A 21,210-nucleotide genomic window follows, 5' to 3' on the forward strand; every position below is an offset into this window, starting at 1 on the left:
GCGACGGCGAAGGGCCCGCGGCCCGGCGAACCCAACCACGGCGAACCCAACCACGGCCCAAACGGAAGGGGCCGCGGCCCGGCGAACCCAACCACGGCCCCTCGCCGAGGCGAGTCGAAAGACAGACCTAGATCTCCGCCCCCTCGAGCATGTCCGTCACCAGCGCGGCGATCGGCGAGCGCTCGGAGCGGGTGAGGGTGATGTGGCCGAAGAGCGGGTGGCCCTTGAGGGTTTCGACGACGGCGGCCACGCCGTCGTGCCGTCCGACCCGAAGGTTGTCGCGCTGGGCGACGTCGTGGGTCAGCACGATCTTGGAGTTCTGGCCGATCCGGCTCATCACGGTGAGCAGCACGTTCTTCTCGAGGGATTGCGCCTCGTCCACGATTACGAAGGCGTCGTGGAGGGAGCGGCCGCGGATGTGCGTGAGCGGCATGACTTCGAGCATGCCGCGGTCCATGACCTCCTCCACGACTTCCTGGCTGACCAGCGCGCCGAGCGTGTCGAAGACGGCCTGGGCCCAGGGGTTCATCTTCTCGGACTCGGAGCCGGGCAGGTAGCCGAGTTCCTGGCCGCCGACGGCGTAGAGCGGCCGGAACACGATCACCTTGCGGTGCTCACGGCGTTCCAGCACGGCTTCGAGGCCGGCGCACAGGGCCAGCGCCGACTTGCCGGTGCCGGCGCGGCCGCCGAGGGACACGATGCCCACGGACGGGTCCATCAGCAGGTCGATCGCCAGCCGCTGCTCGGCCGAGCGTCCGTGCAGGCCGAASACGTCCCGGTCCCCCTTGACCAGGCGGACCTGCTTGTCTGCTCCGACCCGGCCCAGGGCGGAGCCTCGGCTGGAGAGCAGCACCAGGCCCGTGTTCACCGGCATTTCGGCAGCATCCGGGATGAAGACAGGCTCGTGGCCGTAGAGCGTGGCAACCTCGTCCTCGGCGGCCTCGATCTCGGCGATGCCGGTCCAGCCGGAGTCCTTGACGAGTTCGTTGCGGTATTCGTCGGCAAGCAGGCCCATGGCGGAGGCCTTGACCCGCATCGGCAGGTCCTTGGACACCACGGTCACGTCGCGTCCCTCGTTGGCGAGGTTCTTGGCGACGGCGAGGATCCGGCTGTCGTTGTCGCCGCCGCGGAAGCCGGCCGGCAGCACCTCGGCGGAGATGTGGTTCATCTCGACCATCAGGGTGCCGCCGTCGTTGCCGAGCGGGATGGCACGGTCAAGGCCGCCGTGCTCCACCCGGAGATCGTCGAGCAGGCGCAGGGCCTTCCGGGCGAAGTAGCCCAGTTCCGGGTCGTGCCGCTTGCTTTCCAGCTCGGTGATGACGACGATCGGCACGATCACTTCGTGCTCGGCGAACCGCAGCAGCGCGCGCGGGTCCGAGAGCAGCACGGAGGTGTCGATTACGTAGCTTCGGGCGCTCTCCCGGCTTGCTGTTCCTTCCCCGGAAACAGCAAGACCGGCGGCAGCGTCCGAATGCGCTGCGCCGGTCTTGGCGGGGGCTCGCTTGGCGCGAGAGGTAGCTTTCTTGCCCTGGTCGGAAATGACGCCGGGCAGTTCTGCAGAAATAGCCACATCGACTCCAGCCCCGGGCCGCTGGCCCGGAATTGTTATTGGTGAGGCGGCTCGGCCTTGAGGCCGGGCGCGGCCTCCCATACATCCGGTGCGAACTTCCGCTCCATGTACTGGCCTCCCCGATCGGCCGGCCGATTGCCTGCCGATGGGATTAACGTACGTCCACGGCCCGTGCATTGCCGGTCTATTTCTCGGCGATTCTTCTTGCCATCAGGTGAAGGCAAGATGAACCGGGTCAGGAACCGAAGCGGCGCTGCCGGCCGGCGTAGTCGCGCAGCGCGCGGAGGAAGTCCACCTTGCGGAACGCGGGCCAGAGGGCCTCGCAGAAGTAGAACTCGCTGTAGGCGCTCTGCCACATCAGGAAGCCGGAGAGCCGCTGCTCCCCGGAAGTGCGGATCACGAGATCGGGGTCGGGCTGGCCCCGGGTGTACAGGAAGCGCGAGATGTCGTCGACGCTGAGCTCGTCGGCCAGCTTGCCGATGTCGGCGCCGCGGGCGACGGCGTCGTGCAGGAGTTCGCGGACGGCGTCGACGATTTCCCGCCGGCCGCCGTAGCCGACGGCGACATTGACGTGGATCTTTTCGTGCACGGGGGTTCGGGCCGTGAGTTTGTTGAGCCTCTCGGCGAGGTAGTCCGGCAGCAGTTCCGGAGCGCCCATGGCGTGCACGGAGATGTCGGCGTCCTCGTCGAGGCGGTCCAGGGTGTTGGCGATGATGCCCATCAGCAGGTCCARCTCTTCGCCGGAGCGGTTCATGTTGTCCGTGGAGAGCATGTAGAGCGTGACGACTTTAATCCCCAGCTCCTGGCACCAGCCGAGGAATTCATGGATCTTGTCGGCGCCGGCCTGGTGTCCCTGGCTCGTTGGCGCGTTGAACTGCTTGGCCCAGCGCCGGTTCCCGTCGACCATGACGCCGATGTGCCTGGGGACCCGCTCCGGGTCCAGGGACCGCTGGAGGCTGCGCTCGTAGAAGCCATACAGGAACCCGGGCAGTTCCATCCGGAGATTCACCTGGCTTCCTTGGGGTCTGACGGCAGTGCATTCCTAGGCTACCCGCCGGAGGGCCGGTACCGCGCGCACCGTGGTTGCGATTTCCTCCGCAGCCCTGTTACCCGCCAGTAACTTACCGGACCGTAAGTTATTATGGCGGCATGGAGAGCACCAGTCCGGATCCCGGTTCCGAGCGGCCCGCGCAGGGCGGAAACACCCCGACGGGCCGGGAGAACAGTCCGGTGGACGATGCCGCCATCAGGATCGCTGAGCTTCTGATGATCAAGCCGAAATGGCGGGGCTGGATCCACACCGTCACGGCGCCGCTGGCGTTTGCCGCGGGCCTGGTCCTGGTTCTGCTGGCGCCGACAGCCGAGCTGAAAACCGCCTCGGCGGTGTACGCCATCACGGGCGTGCTGCTCTTTGGCGTCAGCGCCGTCTACCACCGCGGGAACTGGTCCCCCGGCGTCAAGATGGTGCTCAAACGGCTGGACCACACCAACATCATGCTGGTGATCGCCGGCAGCTACACGCCGCTTGCGTGGGCCCTTCTGGACCGGCCCAAGGCCGTGCTGCTGCTGTGGGTGATCTGGTCGGGCGCCGTACTTGGGGTGCTCTTTCGCCTGCTCTGGACCAACGCCCCGCGCTGGCTCTACGTGCCGATCTACATCGCGCTGGGCTGCGGCGCCCTGTTCTATTTGCCCGATTTCTTCGCCGCCAGCGTCCCGGCCGCGGTGCTGGTCTGCGTGGGCGGAGCCCTCTACATTGCCGGCGCCGTGTTTTACGCACTGAAGAAGCCGAATTTCAGCTACGAGCACTTCGGCTTCCACGAGCTTTTCCACGCCTTCACGGTGTTCGCCTTCGCCGCGCACTACATCGCCATCGCGATTGCCGTCCTGGGCTGACCCGTCGTCGGGCGGCCCCGACTCTCCCCACTTTTGAATGCCCGACGCCGGGACTCACCGGGCGTCCGGCGCGACACGCCTGGCGCCGTCGTCGAAGTTGGGGAAATTCGTGCGGCCGGCGCTACCGCTCAGCCCGGCCGGCCGGCGGCGATCAGTTCCGGCAGCAGACGCATGTCGTGGAAGACCGTGGTTCCGGGGCCCGCCAGCCGTTCCGCCGGGGTGACCCCGCCCGCGTAGGCGAAGACGTGCATCCCCGCTGCCCGCGCAGCCTGCACTCCATAGGCGCTGTCCTCGACGACGGCGCAGGCCTCCGGCGCCGTCCCAAGCGTCCCGGCAGCATGCAGGAAAAGATCGGGGGCGGGCTTGCCGTTGGCAACCTCCGTGGCGCTGAAGATGCGGCCGGCGAAGCGCTGCAGCAGCCCGGTTTTGCCCAGGGTCCGCTGCATTTTCGCGTGGCTGCCGCTTGAGGCCACGCAGTGCGGAAGCCGGATCCGGTCCAGGGCCTCCTCCACGCCGTCGACGGCCGTGAGGTCCCGCTCAAGGGCCTCGTGGTACCAGTGCTGGTATTTCCGGTCCCAGCCCTCCCCCAGCTCGATGCCCAGATGTTTTTCGATGCCGGCGATGAAGTTGGCCTCGCTTTTGCCGACGAAGCGCTCGATGATTTCCTCGCGCTCCAGTTCCCAGCCGAGGTCGGCGAGCACCCGCTGGTCGATCTGGACGGCGATCACCTCGGAATCCACCAGGACGCCGTCGCAGTCAAAAACCACCAGTTCGAAGGAATCCCGGTCCGCCGGAGTAAAAGTCATTCAGCCATGGTAGCCAGCCGGGCCCGGAGCTCCGCGACGGAACCCGCCGGAAGATCGCAGACCATGCCGCGGCACAGGTAGACCAGTGGTCCGCCGTCCGCCGCCAGGCCGCGCCCCTGCAGCAGCGGAACGGCATCGGCAGGCGCAGCTTCCTGGTCTTGGAGGGCAACCACCAGCCCCGGGCTGGGCGAGTGCAGCAGCGCTCGGTGCAGCGCGGCCCGCTGCGGCGTGTCTGCCCCGACGACGGCGGCTTCCACCGGGCCCGCCAGCGCGGCCTCCGCCGTGGCTAGCAGCCAGCCGGCCACCCGGGGCGCGTTGGCAGCCAGGGGCGGCAGCAGGGACAGGATGTTTCCGGCCATCGCGCGGCGCTCCGCGGATCCGCCCAGCGCGGCAGAGGACAGCAGGGCCCCGGCAAACGCGGCGGCACCGCTGGGGGTGGCGTTGTCGAAGGGATCCATTCCGGCGCGGCCGCCCTGGGCCTTGAGGACCTGGGCCGACTCCCCGGCCGCGTCGCGCAGCGTCCCGTCGGCGGCGAACCGTGCACAGGCGGCGGCCAGGATCGCCTCGGCGAGGGCATACCAGCGGGTCCGGCCGCTGACGGCGTAAAGCGCAAAGAGGCCCTCCGCGCAAAAGGCGTAGTCCTCCAGCAGGCCGCCGATCCCGCGGGCCGTGCCGTCATGGGATACCCGGAGCAGCCGGCCGGGCTCCCCGTCCCGGCCGGGGCTCCAGTGCACCCGCTCCAGGTAGCCTGCGATCCGCTCCGCCGCGTCGAGGAAGTCGGGACGCTCCAACACGGCGCTGGCCTCGGCCAAGGCTGCGACGGCCAGCCCGTTCCATCCGGCCACCACCTTGTCATCCCGGGCAGGTTGCGGCCGCGCCGCCCGTGCCCGGCGCAGCACCGGGCGAACCCGCTGCCACAGACCGACCTCCGGGCCGTTCAGCGTGCGACCGGGATGCAGCGGTGAACCGGCCTCGGACACGGTGCCCGCGGCACGGACATTCATCAGGCCGGCCACCGCCGCGCCGTCCGCAGGTCCCAGGAGCGCAGCAAGTTCCGCGGGGGTCCACAGGTAACTGGCGCCCTCAGAATGTACTCCGTCCACCACGGTGTCCGCGTCCAGCGACGATGCCAGCGCCACTGAAGCGCCGGCGGCACCACCGGCGGCACCCGCAGGTTCCCGGCCCACGGCGCCGCCCAGTCCCAACGCGTCGATCATCCAGTCCGCGGTGCTGCCGGCGACGGCGGCGGCTTCCGCGGCCGGGTAGCCGTCCGTTCCGCCGAGCCGGACCCAGTGGGCGTAGACGCGCAGCAGCTGGGCGTTGTCGTAGAGCATTTTTTCGAAGTGCGGCACGGACCAGTCGCGCGTCACGGAGTACCGCGCAAAACCGCCGTCGAGCTGGTCGAACAAGGCCGAACGTGACATCGCAGCGAGCGTGCGGCCGGCCAGGTCCCGGGCCGCCTCCGCGGTGTCGGACGCGACGGCGGCATGACGGATCAGGAACTCCAGGACGGCCGACGGCGGGAACTTGGGGGCGGTGCCAAAGCCGCCGTCGGCGTCTTCCGAGCGGGCCAGCGCGCGCACGGCCGCAGAAAGCAGGGACGCCTCCAGGACGGGCGCGGGCGCATCCAGCCGGACAGCGGACGCGGACTGCGCGGCGGCGACGCCGCGCGCCAGTGTGGCGGCGTTCTGTTCGACGGCGCCGCGGCGTTCCAGCCAGGCCTCATTGACCGCTTCCAGCACCTGGCGGAAGGAGGGCCTGCCGGGCATCGGGCGGGGCGGATAGTAGGTGCCGGCGTGGAAGGCCCGGCCGTCCGGCAGCAGGAAGACGGACATCGGCCAGCCGCCCTCGCCGCTGATCGCCTGCGTCGCGGCCATGTAGACGGCGTCGACGTCGGGGCGTTCCTCCCGGTCCACCTTTACCGGGACGAAATGGGCGTTCAGGTAATCCGCGGTGTTTTTGTCCTCAAAGGATTCGCCGGCCATGACATGGCACCAGTGGCAGGCTGCGTAACCGATCGACAGGAACACCGGGACGTCCCGGGCCTCGGCGAAGGCGAACGCTTCATCGCCGAAGGGTTGCCAGTGCACGGGGTTGCCGGCGTGCTGGCGGAGGTAGGCAGAGGGCTCCCCGCCCAGGGCGTTGGCCGCCCCGGGTGAGGCATCGGAGGGGCCGCGGTCAGCGGTTTCCGGGTCCTGCATCACCGTTAGCTTCCGGGCGCAGGTCCGTGCCCTCACCGGCCGGCCGGTCCATGCCGCTCCACTGGCCGGCGTCGTCCAGGCCGGCTTCCTCGGCGGCGGCGCGCTCTTCCTCCACCTGTGCCCGGTACCGGACCCGGCGGATCCGGCGCACCATATCCACAATCAGCAGCGCCGTGAGCACCACGATGAACGCGGTGAGCAGGAAGCCCAGCAGGCCCGGGGTGACCTGGTCCTGGTCGAGTCCCGGGCGCAGCGACGGCGTCGGGGTGGGCGCCGGGGAAGTCGCCAGGGCGATGAGCAAGGAATGCACGGTGGAAAACCTTCTGTGGGGAGCGTCTATTGCGGGTCTTCCGCTGCCACTCTTCTACGCGGCATAGAAATCCCTGCTGGAACTATCTTAGCCCGGCGAAGAAGTCCGATTCGGGCACGTCGGCGGGGACCCGGGACTGGATCAGCGAGTAGTCTTCCCACGGCCAGGTCTGCCGCTGCATCGCCGGGGACACGGCGAAGAAGAAGCCCTCCGGGTCGATCTGCGTCCGGTGCGAGCGCAGGGCGTCGTCGCGGGCCTCGAAGAAGTCACCGCACTCAATCTGGGTGGTGGTGGGGTGCGTGGGCGCGGGCGGGGTATGGCCCTCGGCGTCGGCCTCAAGCCAGGCCGCGAGCCGCTCGGCATACGGCGACTGCAGCCCGGCTTCCTCCAGGGCGTAGTGCAGGGCGCGGAAGCGTTCGGGGCTGAAGGCGCGGTCGTAGTAGAGCTTGCTCGGTTCCCAAGCCTCGCCGGTTCCGGGATAGCGTGCCGGATCCCCGGCGGCTTCGAAGGCCTCGACGGCGACCTTGTGGGCCATGATGTGGTCCGGGTGCGGATAGCCGCCATTCTCGTCATAGCTCAGGATGACCTGGGGTTTGAAGGCGCGGACCAGCCGGACCAGCGGGGCGGCGGCCCGCTCAAGCGGCAGCGTGGCGAAGGAACCGACCGGAAGCGGCGGCAACGGGTCGCCCTCGGGCAGGCCGGAGTCGACGAACCCCAGCCAGCGCTGGCGGATACCGAGAACCTTGGCCGCGTTGTCCATCTCCAGCCGCCGGGCGCCCGCCATGTCCCGCTTGGGRTGCGGCGCACTCTCCATCGCCGGGTTCTGGATGTCGCCGCGGGAGCCGTCGGTGCAGGTGGCCACCATGACCTCCACGCCGGAGGCGGCGTACATGGCCATCGTCGCGGCACCCTTGCTGGACTCGTCGTCGGGGTGCGCGTGGACGGCGAGCAGCCGAAGCTTGGCTGACGGGCTGGGGGACGCTGTCATCGTTGGACGGCTCCTCTTTCTTCTCCGGGGTCGGTGCTGGGGGACGGAACGGCGGCGCGGAAATTCCCCTGCCCGATCCACACTAAACTGGACTGGTGACTTCCGAGGAGCAGCCTGCCGCGCCCACGCCGGCACCTACCAGCCTAGCCAATCGCTACGGCGGCCAAAAGCACGCGCTGGGCGGCAAGACCAAGCGGAACATCCTGATCGCTGCCCTGGCGGCCGGAATCGGCTTCATGGCCTGGATCTCGACCTCGGCGGCCACCGAATCCGTCAGCTTCAAGGACATCGGCTACAGCACCACCGACGCCACCGTGGCCGAGGCCGATTTCCAGGTCACCAAGAACCCGGCCACGGCCGCCAAGTGCGCGGTCAAGGCATTGGACTCCAAGTTTGCCGTCGTCGGCTGGAAAGTGGTCGACGTCGGCCCCAACGCCGCCGATGCTGGCGCCGACGGCGGCCGCACCACCGTGCACCGTGTCACGATCCGCACCGAGTCCCAGTCTGTGTCAGCGGTCGTCGACAACTGCTGGATTCCGGACGCCTCGAAGTAGCCACCGCACGTAACACGGTGTGATCTGCGCCGCAGCGGTTCTTGGGTTTATCCACAGCATTGACTACAATGGATCAATACCTCTACCCCGCTGAGCTGGTTGCTGAGATCCAAAAGTGGCCACCGTGGCGGGGTCTTTGCTTGTTTGACCAGCTTGTTTGACCATCAAAAGGAGAAGTCCGTGTCGACCACCAACAGCGCAACTGCAGCTTGGCTTACCCAGGAAGCTTTTGACCGCCTGAAGGCAGAGCTGGACCACCTCTCCGGCGCCGGCCGTGCAGACATCGTTCAGAAGATCGAAGCTGCCCGCCAGGAAGGCGACCTCAAGGAGAACGGCGGCTACCACGCGGCCAAGGAAGAACAGGGCAAGATCGAGGCCCGCATCCGCCAGCTGACCGTGCTGCTGCGCGACGCGCACGTGGGCGAGGCGCCCGCCGACGACGGAATCGTCGAGCCGGGCATGCTTGTGGTCGCGAAGATCGCCGGGGACGAAGAGACGTTCCTGCTGGGCTCGCGCGAAATAGCCGGCGACTCGGACCTGGACGTGTTCAGCGAGAAGTCCCCGCTGGGGTCCGCCATCGTCGGGCACAAGGAGGGCGACAAGCTCAGCTACACCGCTCCGAACGGCAAGGACATTGCGGTGGAGATCATCTCCGCCAAGCCGTACGTCGGCTAATAGCACCAGCGCCCGACGCCGGCCTCCCCTGCAATGGGGCGGCCGGCGTCGTCGTTTAACTTAGCGGCGCCGGCTGAGCAGCAGGGCCGCGATGACGCCGCCGGCGGCCCCGCCCAGGTGCGCCTGCCAGGAGACGTAGCCGGCCACGAAGGGGAGCATGCCAAAGAGGATGCCGCCGTAGGCCAAAAAGAGCACCACCGAGAGCAGGATCTGGCCCCAGTGGCGGTTGAAGAATCCCCGTACCAGCAGGAAGGCGAAGAGCCCGAAGACCAGCCCGGACGCTCCCACCGTGATGTTGTGCCCGCCGATCAGCCACACCAGCGCTCCCGAGCCCGCCCAACTGGAGGCCAGCGCCGTGGCGAACACGCGCACTCCGGACAGGAACACCAGGAACCCGAAGATGATCAGCGGAAGGGTGTTGGAGAGTAGATGCGCCAGGCTGGCGTGCAGCAACGGAAACGTCAGGATGTCCAGCAAGCCGTCGGCAGAGCGCGGCCGCAGCCCGAAGGTCGCGTTCAGCGAGTGCATCGTCAGGGAGTTGACGATCTCGATCGCGTAGAGCAGCAGCACGAAGGAGCCCACCACCAGCAGCCCCCGGCGGGCCCGGATGGCGGGCGTATCGCGGCGCTCCTGCTCGGATGCTTCGAGCACTGCGGCGTCCCTAGTGCACCACGATCGGCTGGAATCCCTCGGCCCGGAGCGCGCCAAGGACCTGCTCGCAGTGCTCGTGGCCCTTGGTTTCCAGGTTAACGGTGATGGAGACATCGCCCATGCTGATCGAGCCGCCCACCCGGGTGTGGTCCAGTCCGGTGACGTTGGCATCGTTTTCGGCGATGATCCGGGCGATGGTCGCGAGCGAGCCGGGCCGGTCATCGAGCATCATCCGCACGGTCATGTAGCGCCCGGCGGCGGAGAGGCCGCGCTGGATGACCTTGAGCATCAGCATGGGGTCGATGTTGCCGCCGGAGAGCACGACGGCGGTGGTCCCGGGGTTCTCGATCTTGCCTTCCATCAGGGCTGCCACACCCACGGCGCCGGCCGGTTCGACCACCATCTTGGCCCGTTCCAGCAGGAAGATCAGTGCCCGGGCCAGGGCGTCCTCGCTGACCGTGACGACGTCGTCGACGAGTTCGCGGATGATGCTGAAGGGAAGCTGCCCCGGCCGGCCGACGGCGATGCCGTCCGCCATGGTGGAGACGCGCTTGAGCGGCACCAGGGCATCCGCGGCGAGCGAGGGCGGGTAGGCGGCGGCATTTTCGGCCTGCACGCCGATGATCCGGATCTCCCGGCCGAGTTCCTTGGCCCGTGCCTTCACGGCCACGGCGACGCCGGCCAGCAGCCCGCCGCCGCCGACGCCCATCAGGATGGTGTCAACGTGCGGGATCTGCTCGAGGATTTCCAGTCCCACGGTGCCCTGGCCGGCCACGACGTCGACGTCGTCGAAGGGGTGCACGAAGACGGCGCCCGTTTCGTCCGCGTAGCGTTTGGCCTCGGCGAGCGCCTCGTCGACGTTGTGGCCGTGCAGCACCACTTCGGCGCCGTGGCTGCGCGTCGCAGCGAGCTTGGGCAGGGCCACGCCCAGTGGCATGTAGATACGGGCTTTGATGCCGAGGGCCTTCGCGGCCACGGCCACGCCCTGGGCGTGGTTGCCGGCCGAGGCCGCGACGACGCCGCGCTTCTTCTCTTCGGCGGAGAGCTTGGCCATCCGGACGTAGGCGCCACGGACCTTGAACGAGCCGGCGCGCTGCAGGTTCTCGCACTTGAAGTAGACCTCGCCGCCGGCGAGGCCGCCAAGGGCCCGGGATGATTCCACCGGGGTCCGCGTAATAATCCCGTCGAGCAGCTTCTGCGCCTCCAGGACATCGTCCAGCGTGACGGGCAGGCTCTCGAGGGTATTCACGAACTAGTCTCCTTTGGGGGTTCCGGCGTCGGCGCCCGGAAGGTGGACCTCCCTGGCACCCGGGTCCTCACCGGCGCCGGCAAGCGCAGGGGCTCCCTGCGTGCTCGCGGCTGCCAGCTCTCCATCATGTTCCCACGTTCTGCCCGCAATGTAGCGAATGGCCGAGTTTGCTACGGCGAGGATCGGGACGGAGAACAGGGCCCCCGGGATGCCGGCCAGGTAGGAACCGGCGGCCACGGACAGGATGACGGCGACGGGGTGGAGCGAAACAGCCTTGCCCATCACCAGGGGCTGCAGGATGTGGCCCTCGAGCTGCTGGACCAGCAGCACGATGCCCACCATGATGAGCGCGTTGACCAGGCCGTTGGCCACCAGGGCCAGCAGCACCGCGATGGCGCCGGTTACGAGGGCGCCGACCAGGGGAATGAACGAGCCGATGAAGACCAGTACGCCGAGCGGCAGGGCGAGCGGGACGCCGATGATCGCGGCGCCGACGCCGATGCCGAGGGCATCAACGAACGCGACGAACATCTGGATCCGGGTGTAGCTGACCATTGAGGTCCAGCCGCGCCGGCCGGCGCCGTTGACGGCGGGCCGGGCCTTGCGGGGCATCAGCCGGACCAGGAACTTCCAGATCCGTTCGCCTTCGAGCAGGAAGAAGATTGTGACGAACAGGGCGATCAGAAGTCCCGCGGCGAAGTGACCGGCGGTGCTGCCGAAGGTCAGGGCACCGCTGAGGATGCTGCTGCTGTTTTTCTGCAGCGCTGCGGTGGCGTCCTGGATGTAGGTGTCGATCTGGGCGGCCGTGAGGTGCAGCGGGCCGTCGGCGAGCCAGGTCTGGACCTGCTGGACGCCGGTGAGCGCCTGACTCCAAAGCTCGCCGAAGCCTGCGGTGAGCTGGCGGCCGACCAGGGCGAGCGCGCCGACGATCACGCCGATGAAGCCCAGCAGGGTGATGGCCACCGCCGCGCCGTTGGGGACCCGGCGCCTGCGCAGCCAGCGCGTGACGGGGCTGAGCAGGCCGGCCAGCAGCGCGGCCACCATGACCGGGATGATCAGGAAACTGATCTTGCTCAGCAGCCACACGAGCGCCCCGGTGACCAGCAGGATCAGGCCGATCCGCCACGCCCAGGACGCCGCGATCCGCACGCCGTAGGGGATGTCCTCGTCCAGTTCCCGGTCGCTGCGGGGACGGGTGGCCGTCCCTCCGGCCCGTTCACGGAGCGCAGCCTGGTCGGCCGCCGGGGAAGACTGCCCGGCGGGCGGGGCGGAGAGTTCGGGGTCGGCGTAGCCCGGCAGGGTGGCGTCGGGCACGGCCTGGTCGGAGCGGGCGTCATCAGCTGGCGTCATTACCCCATAATTCCCTAGCTTGGCTAGGAAAGGAAACGGGGACACAGCTGCGGTTCCCCCGCCTCCCGCCGTCGTCGTGACCGCTGCGGGGGCCGCTGGTCGGCGTGGCGCTAGGAGCCCAGTTCGGCGGTGATCCCCCAGCTCATGGTGAACGACTCCCCTGCCTGCAGCCAGCGCAGGCCGTCGCCGCTGTTGAAGGCATTGGCCGGTCCCGTCATCGGCTCGAGCGCCACGGCCGTGGCCCGGCCAGGGAACTTGTCGGTGACGAACACGTGGACGTAGCGGCAGTGCTCGTCCTGCCACAGGCTCACGCTGCGGCCGTCCGCGGCGCGCAACGTGCTGCTCGCCTTGCCGCCGTCGAAATCCAGGTCCGTGTACGCGCAGTCCAGGTCCAGGTCGCCGGCCAGCGAGCCCGCCCGGAGATCGAATTCACCGGAGACCGGTTCGGTGCTGCGCGGAATCAGGCGCTCGTCGGTCACCAGCCGGGTGCGGCCGCTGACGCTTACGGTGAGCTCCTCGCTCGGCACCTCCCCCAGCCGCAGGTACGGGTGTGCGCCGAGGACGAACGGGGCCGGTTCCTGGGAGTCGTTAACCAGCGTCTGTTGCACGGTGAGCCCCAGGGCTTCATCCAGTTCATAGCGCACCCGGTGCCGCAACAGGAACGGGTAGCCGTGCTGCGGAAACACAGCCGCTTCAAGGGTCACGGAAAATTCCGATTCGTCCACCAGCTCGTAGGCAGCGTTCCGCAGCAACCCGTGGCTGGCGTTGTTTCTGGACACCTCGGTGATGTCGAGCTGCTGCTTCTTCCCCTTGAGGTACCAGACGCCGTCCTCCACGCGGTTTGCCCAGGGCACCAGGGTGATGCCCGTGGCGCCGGGCGGGATGTCGGCGTCCCCGTAGCTCTCGGTCAGCTGGGTGCCCGCGCGGCTGTAAAGCCGGAGGCCGGCGGCAAGTTCGGTCACCACGGCCAGGGCGTCGCCCCGGCGCAGTTCGTATTGCCTGCCGCTCGCGTAACGGCGGGCGGAGGACGCCACGCCGTCGGCTTCGGAGGCGACGGCGGCGGAAGGGGAAGCGGCGGTAGCTGGGAGGTCCATGGGCACCACGGTACCGAACAGCGCACCCGCCCGTACACGGCGGGGCTTTGCCGGAAACTCGTGAAGTCTGATCGAATGATGGGATGCGCGCCAACAGGACCACCCGCGGCACCCTTGCCGCCGGCCGACCATGAACATCCCACTGGGCACCGCTGAGCTTCGGTCGCGGTTCGAGGAGGCTTTCGGAGCCGCCCCCGACGGCGTCTGGCAGGCCCCGGGCCGGGTCAACCTGATCGGCGAACACACGGACTACAACGAGGGGTTCGTACTGCCCTTCGCGATCGACCGGACCGCCCGGGTGGCCGTCCGGGTCCGGCCCGACTCCACGGTACGGATGCTGTCCACCTTCGGAAACCAGGGGCTGACCTCGGCCGACGCAGCCGCCCTGGACCCGGCCACGGCCAGGGGCTGGACCAAATATCCGCTGGGCGTGCTCTGGGCCCTGGAACAACGTGGACTCACAGTCCCCGGTATGGACCTCCTGCTGGATTCCGATGTGCCGCGTGGAGCCGGGCTGTCCTCCTCGCATGCCATCGAATGCGCCGTCATCACGGCCGTCAACGATCTGACCGGTGCCGGGCTCGGCGCCGAGGACATGGTCCTTGCCACCCAGCGCGCGGAGAACGATTTCGTCGGCGCCCCCACCGGGATCATGGACCAGTCGGCCTCGCTCCGGGGCGCCGCGGGCCGGGCAGTGTTCCTCGACTGCCGCGACCAGAGCGTCCGGCTGGTGCCGTTCGACGCCGAGGCAGCCGGCCTGGTCCTGCTGGTGATCGACACCAAGGTCGCGCACTCGCACGCCGACGGCGGCTACGCGGCCCGGCGTGCCTCCTGCGAACTGGGCGCCGACGTCCTTGGCGTCCGGGCGCTCCGCGACGTCGGGGTCGGCGACCTTGAGGAAGCTGCCGGTCTGCTGGATACGGAAACGTTCCACCGGGTGCGGCACGTCGTCACCGAAAACGAACGTGTGCTGCAGACCGTGGAACTCCTCGAGAGCGCCGGACCGCAGGCCATCGGCGCCCTGCTGGACGCCTCCCATGCCTCGATGCGGGACGACTTCGACATCTCCTGCGACGAATTGAACCTCGCGGTGGACAAAGCCCGTGCCGGCGGGGCCATCGGCGCACGGATGACCGGCGGCGGTTTCGGCGGCTCGGCCATCGCCCTTACCCCGGCGGAAGCGGAGCAGCAGGTTCGCGCCGATGTCTCCCGGGCTTTCGCACGCGCCGGCTACGCGGCTCCGGACATCTTTTCGGTCCGGCCGGCGGCGGGAGCAATGCGGCTGGCCTAACGGCCGGAATTTGGCGGAACGCACGAAGCGGGCCCTGCCTTCCGGCAGGAGGCCGAACGCCGCGGTCCAGGAGAAGCGCTGCGGAGCGCCGCTGCGGACGCCGGCCTCGATGCTGGTGAAGTCCATGATCAGGGAGAACGCGGCCAGGCCGATCGCCAGCAGGCCGATGAAGACACCCAGCGGGATCCCGAAGATTTCCACCTGGGTACGCAGCCCGAACGGGGACTGCACGGCACCGGTCCACATCATCACCATGTTGATGAGCGCGAAGACGGCGTAACCGATTAGGGCGATCATGAAGAAGCGCATGGCCTTGGGGGTGGCCCGGACCTTGCCGCTCTTGAACAGCACCAGGGTGACGGCGAAGACGGAGAGCGTCCCGATCACAGCCTGGAGTCCGACGCCCGGGAACATCCCGTCGAGGATCCGGGTCAGGCCGCCGAGGAAGAAGCCCTCGAGGGCGGCGTAGGCCAGGATCAGCGCGGGCGAGGGCTGCTTCTTGAAGGTGTTGACCATGGCCAGCACAAAGCCGCCCAGCGCACCGACAATCATCAGCATGGAGGCCAGGCCCTGCGCCACCACGAGGGTGACGGCCGCGCCGGCGATCACGGCGGCGAGGCAGGCGGCCGTCTTCATGATGACGTCGTCAAAGGTCATCCGGCCGCTGTCGGCCGGTCCGGCGGCAGGGCGGTTGTACATGTCCTGCAGCTGGTCGCTGCTCATCGCCTGCTGCGCCGGGTTCCAGCCCGCCTGGGGCTGGCCATACTGGGGCTGTCCGTATTGGGGCTGGCCGAATTGGCCTTGGCCGTAGCCCTGCCCGTAGGGCGCGTGCGGGGCAGGCGGTGCCTGGGTGGCTCCACGGAAGTTCTTTCCGTTGAAGATCGGGTTTCCGCCAAGTGCCATTGCTGGTGTCCTCCAAATTAAGGGGGGTAGATGATGATCGAACATGCGGATCGTTAAGACTCACGCTACCAATTCCCACGCCCGGCGGGCAGGGATAGTTCCCCGCGGGATCCGGCCGCAACGAAACCGTGACCTCGCGCGGCCGCCGGCCGGTGTCAGCCCCGGCGGGACCGGCTGTCCGGGAACTGTTTAGGAATCCTCGGGATCAACAAAAGTTTTCTTTAGCTTGGCTAAATCAGTCCACGACGCCGGCTTCACGGTTGTTACGCGATCGCGACGTTCTCCCTGCTCGCAGCGGCATTAGTTACCCCTCCCGGCCTGTAACATTGGCCCAACAGGGTGACGAACATCACAAGTACGAACCGCTCTATCGCATCGCAGTATCCGCTCTATCCCGTCCCCTGACCGTTCGCAGCGGTTGCAACGGCGCAACCCAGACCACCCCCATGTGGAGGTTTTCAATTTGAGAAGCACACCGAGAGGCCAGTCGCAGAGACGGCGCGGCAGAATGCTGAAAGCTGTGGGGGCCCTTTTCGCCGCCGTGGCCGCCCTTCTGCTCATCGTCGCCCCGGCATCCCAGGCCGCGACCCCCTCGCCGACACCATCCCCGTCGAGCACCTCGTTCCAAAACAGCATCAGCGGCTTCCTGCGCGGCGATGACCGCGCCCCGCTCGCCGGCGTCACCATCACCGCCAAGAGCGGCGACTTCACTGGAACTACCAAGTCGGGTCCCAACGGTTCCTGGAACATCGGCGTCCCCACCCAGGGGACGTACGAGGTCGAACTGGACGTGAAGACCCTGCCCGAGGGCATCAAGCTTGCCGAGGGCCAGGAAAACCCCCGCAAGGTCACCTTCAGCCAGACGTCCAACCTCTCGGTGATCTTCGCCTTCGGCAAAGGCATCGTGGTCCAGCAGGAAGACTTCGGCCAGAACCTGCTTAACCGCCTGGTCGCGGGACTGAGCTTCGGCCTGCTGCTGGCCCTCGCGTCGGTGGGACTGTCGCTGATCTTCGGCACCACCGGCCTGACCAACTTCGCGCACGGCGAGATGGTCACGCTCGGCGCCGTGCTGGTCTTCGGCTTCAACGCCATGAACCTGCCGTTCTGGCTCTCCATCATCCTCGCGCTCCTAGGCGGCGGTCTCTTCGGCTACGTCCAGGACGCCGGGCTGTGGAAGCCGCTGCGGCGCCGCGGCACCGGCCTGGTCCCGATGATGATCGTGAGCATCGGCCTCGCCCTCGCCGTCCGCTACGTGATCCAGTTCTACTTCGGCGGCGCCACCCAGCAGCTGCCCTACGCCCAGAGCGCGGAAATCCAGATCGGGCCCGTCTCCATCTCGCCCAACAACCTCTGGTCCCTGCTCATCAGCGTCGTTGTCATCGCCGTCCTCGGCGTCGTGCTGCTCAAGACCCGGCTGGGCAAGGCAACCCGCGCGGTCGCCGATAACCCGGCACTGGCTGCGGCCTCCGGCATCGACGTCGATTCGGTCATCAGGATCGTCTGGGTCACCGGCGGCATGCTCGCCTCGCTCGGCGGCATTCTCTGGGCGTACTACCGTCCCGGCGTCACCTTCGACATGGGTTCGCAGATCCTGCTGCTCATCTTCGCCGGCGTGACCCTTGGCGGCCTCGGCACGGTCTGGGGCGCCCTGTTCGGATCCATCATTGTCGGCATCTTCGTGGAGCTGACCACCGTCTTCGGCCTCGCGGCCGACCTCAAGTACGTGGGAGCACTGTTCATCATGATCGTTGTCCTCTTGTTCCGGCCTCAGGGCATCCTGGGCCGCCGCGAGCGCGTGGGTTAGGAGACAGACATGGACTTCGGATTTATTCTTTCCAGCGCTGCCGGTGAGCTGTTCAGCCCGACGACGGCGGCGTACGCGCTTGCCGCACTCGGCCTGGCGGTCCACTTCGGCTACTCGGGCCTGCTGAACTTCGGCCAGGCCGGCTTCATGGCGGTGGGAGCCTACGGCTTCGCCATCTCCACCCTGACGTTGCACGTGCCGTTCTTCGTAGGCCTGCTGATCGCCGTCGTCTGCTCGGCGATCTTCGCCTTGCTGCTGGGCATCCCCACGCTCCGGCTGCGGGCCGACTACCTCGCCATCGTGACGATCGCGGCCGCGGAAATCGTCCGCTACATCGTCACCACCAACCAGCTCACCTCGGTGACCGGTTCCGCCAACGGCCTGGCCGCCTTCGAAGGCGACTTCTATGCCATGAACCCGTTCCCCGAAGGGTCCTACTTCGGGATGAACAACCGCGACTTCTTCATCCGCGTGGTCGGCTGGGCCCTGGTTGCGGTCTGCTGCCTGCTGGTCTGGCTCCTGATGCGCAGCCCGTGGGGCCGCGTCCTGAAGGGCATCCGCGAGGACGAGAACGCGGTCCGCTCGCTCGGCAAGAACGTCTACTCCTACAAGATGCAGGCCCTCGTGATCGGCGGGGTGCTCGGTGCCCTCGCGGGCATGGTCTTCACCCTCCCCCGCGGTGCGGTGCAGCCGGCCAACTACGGCACGGAGCTGACGTTCTTCCTCTACACCTGCCTGCTGCTCGGCGGCCTTGGTACGGTGCTGGGTCCGGTCGTCGGGGCGATGATCTTCTGGGTCGTGCTGTCCCTGACCCAGGGTGTGCTGTACGGCCTGATCGAATCGGGCGCCGTCACGTGGCTGAACACGGTCCAGGCCGGCCAGTTGCGCTACATCCTGGTCGGCATCGCGCTGATGCTGCTGATGATCTTCAGGCCTCAGGGCGTCTTCGGCAATAAGAAGGAGCTGGCGTTCGCATGAGCATGCACAGCGAAGAACCCACAACCGGCGCCGGCACCACCGGGGCCGCGGACACCATCGACTACATGACCGACACCCGTCCGATTGCGGCCGGGGAGATTGCTCCCGGCTGTAAGAAGCGCGACCCGATTGTGGTGGCGGAGAACGTCACGCGCAGCTTCGGCGGCATCAATGCCGTCGACGTCGAATACCTCGAGATCCCGCGGCACAAGATCACGGCCCTGATCGGCCCCAACGGTGCCGGCAAGACCACCCTGTTCAACCTGCTGACGGGTTTCGATACGCCCAACACGGGCAAATGGCAGTTCGAAGGGAACAGCCTTGCCGGCGTCTCTTCCTACAAGGTGGCCCGCATGGGCATGGTCCGCACCTTCCAGCTGACCAAGGTCATGGGCAAGCTCACCGTCATGGAAAACATGCGCCTGGGTGCCTCGAACCAGTCCGGCGAGAAGCTCTCCAAGGCCTTGTTCAGGGGCATCTGGGGCGGCCAGGAAAAGAAGATCACCGAAGAAGCCAACGTGCTGCTGGAGAAGTTCAAGCTCGACGCCAAGAAGGACGACTACGCAGCGTCCCTCTCCGGCGGCCAGCGCAAGCTCCTCGAGATGGCGCGTTCGCTGATGGTCCGGCCGAAGCTCGTGATGCTGGACGAACCGATGGCAGGCGTCAACCCGGCGCTCACCCAGTCCCTGCTGGACCACATCAAGAACCTCAAGGCCGAGGGCATGACCGTGTTGTTCGTCGAGCACGACATGCACATGGTCCGCCACATCGCCGACTGGGTCGTGGTGATGGCCGAGGGCAAGATCGTGGCCGAAGGGCCGCCCGCCGAAGTCATGAAGAACCCGGCCGTGATCGACGCCTACCTGGGCGCCCACCACGACGTGGACCTTGGAGACTCGGAGGGCATCAAGGTGCTCGCCGCCGAGCTTGAGGCCGACGAGGAATCAATCATCGGCACCGAGAACGCCGGCATCATCTCCACCGACGTCATCGCGGCTGAGACGTCCGGGACCGAGACCGCCAACGGTGCGGCGCACGGCCGGCGCAGCGCCGAGGAGCCGCACCGCGCTGAGCCGAACCGCGTTGAGCCGAACCGGACAGAGAAGGACACAGAATGAGCGCCACGAGTGCGGCAGCCGCCGCCAAGAACGCATACGAGGGCGATTCGGTCGTCAAGGTCACCGACCTCGTAGCCGGGTACATCCCGGGTGTGAACATCCTCAACGGCTGCAGCATCGAGGCCCGCAAGGGTGAGCTGATCGGCATCATCGGTCCCAACGGCGCCGGCAAGTCGACCCTGCTGAAGGCCATGTTCGGCCTCGTCAAGGTCCACTCCGGCTCCGTGGTGGTCCGCGGCCAGGACATCACCGGGCTGAAGGCGAACAAGCTGGTCAGCCGGGGCGTCGGCTTCGTCCCGCAGACCAACAACGTCTTTGCGGCCCTGACCATCGAGGAAAACCTCCAGATGGGGATGTTCCAGCGGCCGAAGGACTTCGCCGAGAGGTTCGACTTCGTCGCGGAGCTGTTCCCGGAGTTGGCCAAGCGACGGGCCCAGCGCGCCGGATCGCTTTCCGGCGGCGAACGCCAGATGGTCGCCATGGGACGTGCCCTGATGATGGACCCGGCAGTGCTGCTGCTGGACGAGCCCTCCGCGGGCCTCTCCCCCGTCAAGCAGGACGAAACCTTCCTGCGGGTGCACGAGATCAACCGCGCCGGCGTCTCGGTGATCATGGTGGAGCAGAACGCACGCCGCTGCCTGCAGATCTGCGACCGCGGCTACGTCCTGGACCAGGGCAAAGATGCGTACACGGGAACCGGCCGGGAACTCATGAAGGATCCCAAGGTCATCCAGCTGTACCTGGGCACCCTGGCCGACACGGTCGAGTAGTCCCCCAGCGTTGCCTTGAAGGGCCGTCACCACACCGGTGGCGGCCCTTCTGCGTGCCCGGGCACGGCTGGGTTTGAGGTCATCCGGGCTCCCCGCTCCGGACGGCCGCGCAGCCTTCGGAGCCACTTCGGCCACCCGTCAACCTGGAGTAACACAGATCACATTTAAGTTGATCGCCCGCTGCCCGGAGTTTTATCCTTGTTTGTGAGGTCATGCAGACGGCCTTCTTCATCGCTCTTAGAGGAAGACTTCTGTGACCACTAAGCTCTCCGTCACCGTCGCCGTAGATTTGGATCTCACCTCCGTCACCATCCGCGTGGCCGGCCCGCTCAACAGCCAAAACGTCGGAGGCCTGCTGGCCGTCGTCGACCGGGCCGAACGCGCGCTCCCCGACTTCACCGTCCGGCTGGACCTCGAGCACTTGCGCTCAGCGGCCCCGGATGCCCTCCACCTTCTGCGGCAAAGCGCTGCGGTACTGACCGCCGACGCACCCGGGGCCTTCAGCACGGCCGCCCGCTGCCGCGAACCGCGATTGGCGGCGTGAGCGGCCGCATGGTCGCCGCGCCACATCGCCCGCCATCTGCGCTCTGCCCCGCTGTTGGAAACGGCGTTATGCGGCGCGGAAACCCATAAGCTACCGCGGGGATGGCCCACACGAAAAGACGCATTGGGGGTGGGCCATACCCGCGGCATACCCGGCCTCAGGAGCCTGCGCTCGTCCGCCGACTCGGGGGCGGTGCCCGGAGGCGCGGTCAGTCCTCGTGGGAATGCGGCGCCCGGGCCCGGCCTGGAGGCTGCAAGGTAAAGTCGTTGGCGGCCGAAGACAGCACGTCCCGTTCCCGCTCCGGAAGGGGTCCCGCATCCGCCAGATACTTCAGGACCGAGGTGAGCTCGGCTCTTCCGCCCAGGCTGACGAAGTGGATCCACAGGACCAGGGGGTTGATCCCCAGTTCCTTCACTACTGCGGCGGTCAAAGCCTGTTGATCATTCTCCTGCATCGAAGCC

20 protein-coding genes and 1 pseudogene are annotated in these 21,210 nt (G+C 67.8%); 9 read left to right on the forward strand and 12 right to left on the reverse strand.

Features of this window, described 5'->3' with window-relative positions; all coding sequences use genetic code 11:
• Positions 1-127 precede the first annotated feature (127 nt).
• On the reverse strand, positions 128-1,570 hold the full coding sequence (locus tag AC1DK9_RS09630; RefSeq protein ID WP_476915773.1) for a PhoH family protein: 1,443 nt from the start codon (positions 1,568-1,570) through the stop codon (positions 128-130).
• A 235-nt stretch (positions 1,571-1,805) separates the two neighbouring features.
• On the reverse strand, positions 1,806-2,567 hold the full coding sequence (locus tag AC1DK9_RS09635; RefSeq protein ID WP_476861908.1) for an isoprenyl transferase: 762 nt from the start codon (positions 2,565-2,567) through the stop codon (positions 1,806-1,808).
• Positions 2,568-2,719: 152 nt separating this feature from the next.
• Between AC1DK9_RS09635 and trhA the strand changes: the two genes are divergently transcribed.
• Positions 2,720-3,463, forward strand: a complete 744-nt coding sequence (gene trhA / locus AC1DK9_RS09640) for a PAQR family membrane homeostasis protein TrhA (protein WP_476861811.1) — start codon at positions 2,720-2,722, stop codon at positions 3,461-3,463.
• Positions 3,464-3,591: 128 nt separating this feature from the next.
• On the opposite strand, the gene AC1DK9_RS09645 is transcribed toward trhA, so the two are convergent.
• The 4 genes from AC1DK9_RS09645 to mca all read right to left on the reverse strand — a co-directional run bounded on the left by AC1DK9_RS09645 (position 3,592) and on the right by mca (position 7,768).
• Positions 3,592-4,269, reverse strand: a complete 678-nt coding sequence (locus AC1DK9_RS09645) for an HAD family hydrolase (protein WP_476915774.1) — start codon at positions 4,267-4,269, stop codon at positions 3,592-3,594.
• Positions 4,266-6,470, reverse strand: a complete 2,205-nt coding sequence (locus AC1DK9_RS09650; RefSeq protein WP_476915775.1) for a thioredoxin domain-containing protein — start codon at positions 6,468-6,470, stop codon at positions 4,266-4,268. The genes AC1DK9_RS09645 and AC1DK9_RS09650 overlap by 4 nt, the downstream gene beginning before the upstream one ends.
• Positions 6,448-6,780, reverse strand: coding sequence for a hypothetical protein (locus AC1DK9_RS09655; RefSeq protein WP_476861814.1), 333 nt, complete (start codon positions 6,778-6,780; stop codon positions 6,448-6,450). The genes AC1DK9_RS09650 and AC1DK9_RS09655 overlap by 23 nt, the downstream gene beginning before the upstream one ends.
• Positions 6,781-6,862: 82 nt before the next feature.
• Positions 6,863-7,768, reverse strand: coding sequence for a mycothiol conjugate amidase Mca (mca, locus tag AC1DK9_RS09660; RefSeq protein ID WP_476861815.1), 906 nt, complete (start codon positions 7,766-7,768; stop codon positions 6,863-6,865).
• Between the two features lie 95 nt (positions 7,769-7,863).
• Between mca and AC1DK9_RS09665 the strand changes: the two genes are divergently transcribed.
• Both AC1DK9_RS09665 and greA read left to right on the forward strand, forming a co-directional pair.
• Positions 7,864-8,322: a DUF4307 domain-containing protein gene (locus tag AC1DK9_RS09665; RefSeq protein WP_476861816.1), complete on the forward strand. Its 459-nt coding sequence runs from the start codon at positions 7,864-7,866 to the stop codon at positions 8,320-8,322.
• 180 nt (positions 8,323-8,502) lie between these two features.
• On the forward strand, positions 8,503-8,997 hold the full coding sequence (gene greA / locus AC1DK9_RS09670) for a transcription elongation factor GreA (RefSeq protein ID WP_476915776.1): 495 nt from the start codon (positions 8,503-8,505) through the stop codon (positions 8,995-8,997).
• Between the two features lie 60 nt (positions 8,998-9,057).
• On the opposite strand, the gene AC1DK9_RS09675 is transcribed toward greA, so the two are convergent.
• The 4 genes from AC1DK9_RS09675 to AC1DK9_RS09690 all read right to left on the reverse strand — a co-directional run bounded on the left by AC1DK9_RS09675 (position 9,058) and on the right by AC1DK9_RS09690 (position 13,341).
• Positions 9,058-9,648, reverse strand: a complete 591-nt coding sequence (locus AC1DK9_RS09675; RefSeq protein ID WP_476915777.1) for a rhomboid family intramembrane serine protease — start codon at positions 9,646-9,648, stop codon at positions 9,058-9,060.
• Positions 9,649-9,658: 10 nt separating this feature from the next.
• A complete protein-coding gene (gene ilvA / locus AC1DK9_RS09680; RefSeq protein WP_476915778.1) occupies positions 9,659-10,897 on the reverse strand; it encodes a threonine ammonia-lyase in 1,239 nt (412 codons plus the stop codon).
• A 3-nt stretch (positions 10,898-10,900) separates the two neighbouring features.
• Positions 10,901-12,247 (reverse strand): AI-2E family transporter, encoded by a 1,347-nt coding sequence (locus AC1DK9_RS09685; protein WP_476915779.1) that lies wholly within the window; start codon positions 12,245-12,247, stop codon positions 10,901-10,903.
• A gap of 110 nt (positions 12,248-12,357) precedes the next feature.
• A complete protein-coding gene (locus AC1DK9_RS09690; protein WP_476915780.1) occupies positions 12,358-13,341 on the reverse strand; it encodes an aldose 1-epimerase family protein in 984 nt (327 codons plus the stop codon).
• 130 nt (positions 13,342-13,471) lie between these two features.
• Between AC1DK9_RS09690 and galK the strand changes: the two genes are divergently transcribed.
• Positions 13,472-14,632, forward strand: coding sequence for a galactokinase (gene galK, locus AC1DK9_RS09695; RefSeq protein WP_476915781.1), 1,161 nt, complete (start codon positions 13,472-13,474; stop codon positions 14,630-14,632).
• A gap of 48 nt (positions 14,633-14,680) precedes the next feature.
• Here the strand turns inward: galK and AC1DK9_RS09700 are convergent.
• Positions 14,681-15,535 (reverse strand): annotated as a pseudogene (locus AC1DK9_RS09700) (Bax inhibitor-1/YccA family protein); the annotation flags it as partial.
• 508 nt (positions 15,536-16,043) lie between these two features.
• Between AC1DK9_RS09700 and AC1DK9_RS09705 the strand changes: the two are divergent.
• From AC1DK9_RS09705 to AC1DK9_RS09725, 5 genes are all read left to right on the forward strand, one after another.
• Positions 16,044-17,339, forward strand: a complete 1,296-nt coding sequence (locus tag AC1DK9_RS09705; RefSeq protein ID WP_476915782.1) for a branched-chain amino acid ABC transporter permease — start codon at positions 16,044-16,046, stop codon at positions 17,337-17,339.
• A gap of 9 nt (positions 17,340-17,348) precedes the next feature.
• Positions 17,349-18,317, forward strand: a complete 969-nt coding sequence (locus AC1DK9_RS09710; protein ID WP_476861825.1) for a branched-chain amino acid ABC transporter permease — start codon at positions 17,349-17,351, stop codon at positions 18,315-18,317.
• Positions 18,314-19,435: an ABC transporter ATP-binding protein gene (locus tag AC1DK9_RS09715; RefSeq protein WP_476915783.1), complete on the forward strand. Its 1,122-nt coding sequence runs from the start codon at positions 18,314-18,316 to the stop codon at positions 19,433-19,435. The genes AC1DK9_RS09710 and AC1DK9_RS09715 overlap by 4 nt, the downstream gene beginning before the upstream one ends.
• Complete coding sequence (locus AC1DK9_RS09720; RefSeq protein ID WP_476861827.1) at positions 19,432-20,205, forward strand: ABC transporter ATP-binding protein; 774 nt, start codon at positions 19,432-19,434, stop codon at positions 20,203-20,205. Before AC1DK9_RS09715 ends, AC1DK9_RS09720 begins: the two co-directional genes overlap by 4 nt.
• 253 nt (positions 20,206-20,458) lie before the next feature.
• Entirely contained in the window at positions 20,459-20,749 is a 291-nt protein-coding gene (locus tag AC1DK9_RS09725; protein WP_476915784.1) for a hypothetical protein, read from the forward strand.
• A gap of 208 nt (positions 20,750-20,957) precedes the next feature.
• Here AC1DK9_RS09725 and AC1DK9_RS09730 read toward each other — a convergent pair whose 3' ends face one another.
• Positions 20,958-21,203: a hypothetical protein gene (locus tag AC1DK9_RS09730; RefSeq protein ID WP_476915785.1), complete on the reverse strand. Its 246-nt coding sequence runs from the start codon at positions 21,201-21,203 to the stop codon at positions 20,958-20,960.
• Between the last annotated feature and the right edge of the window lie 7 nt (positions 21,204-21,210).

The sequence above is a fragment of the Arthrobacter sp. 01T414 genome, from assembly GCF_056398965.1.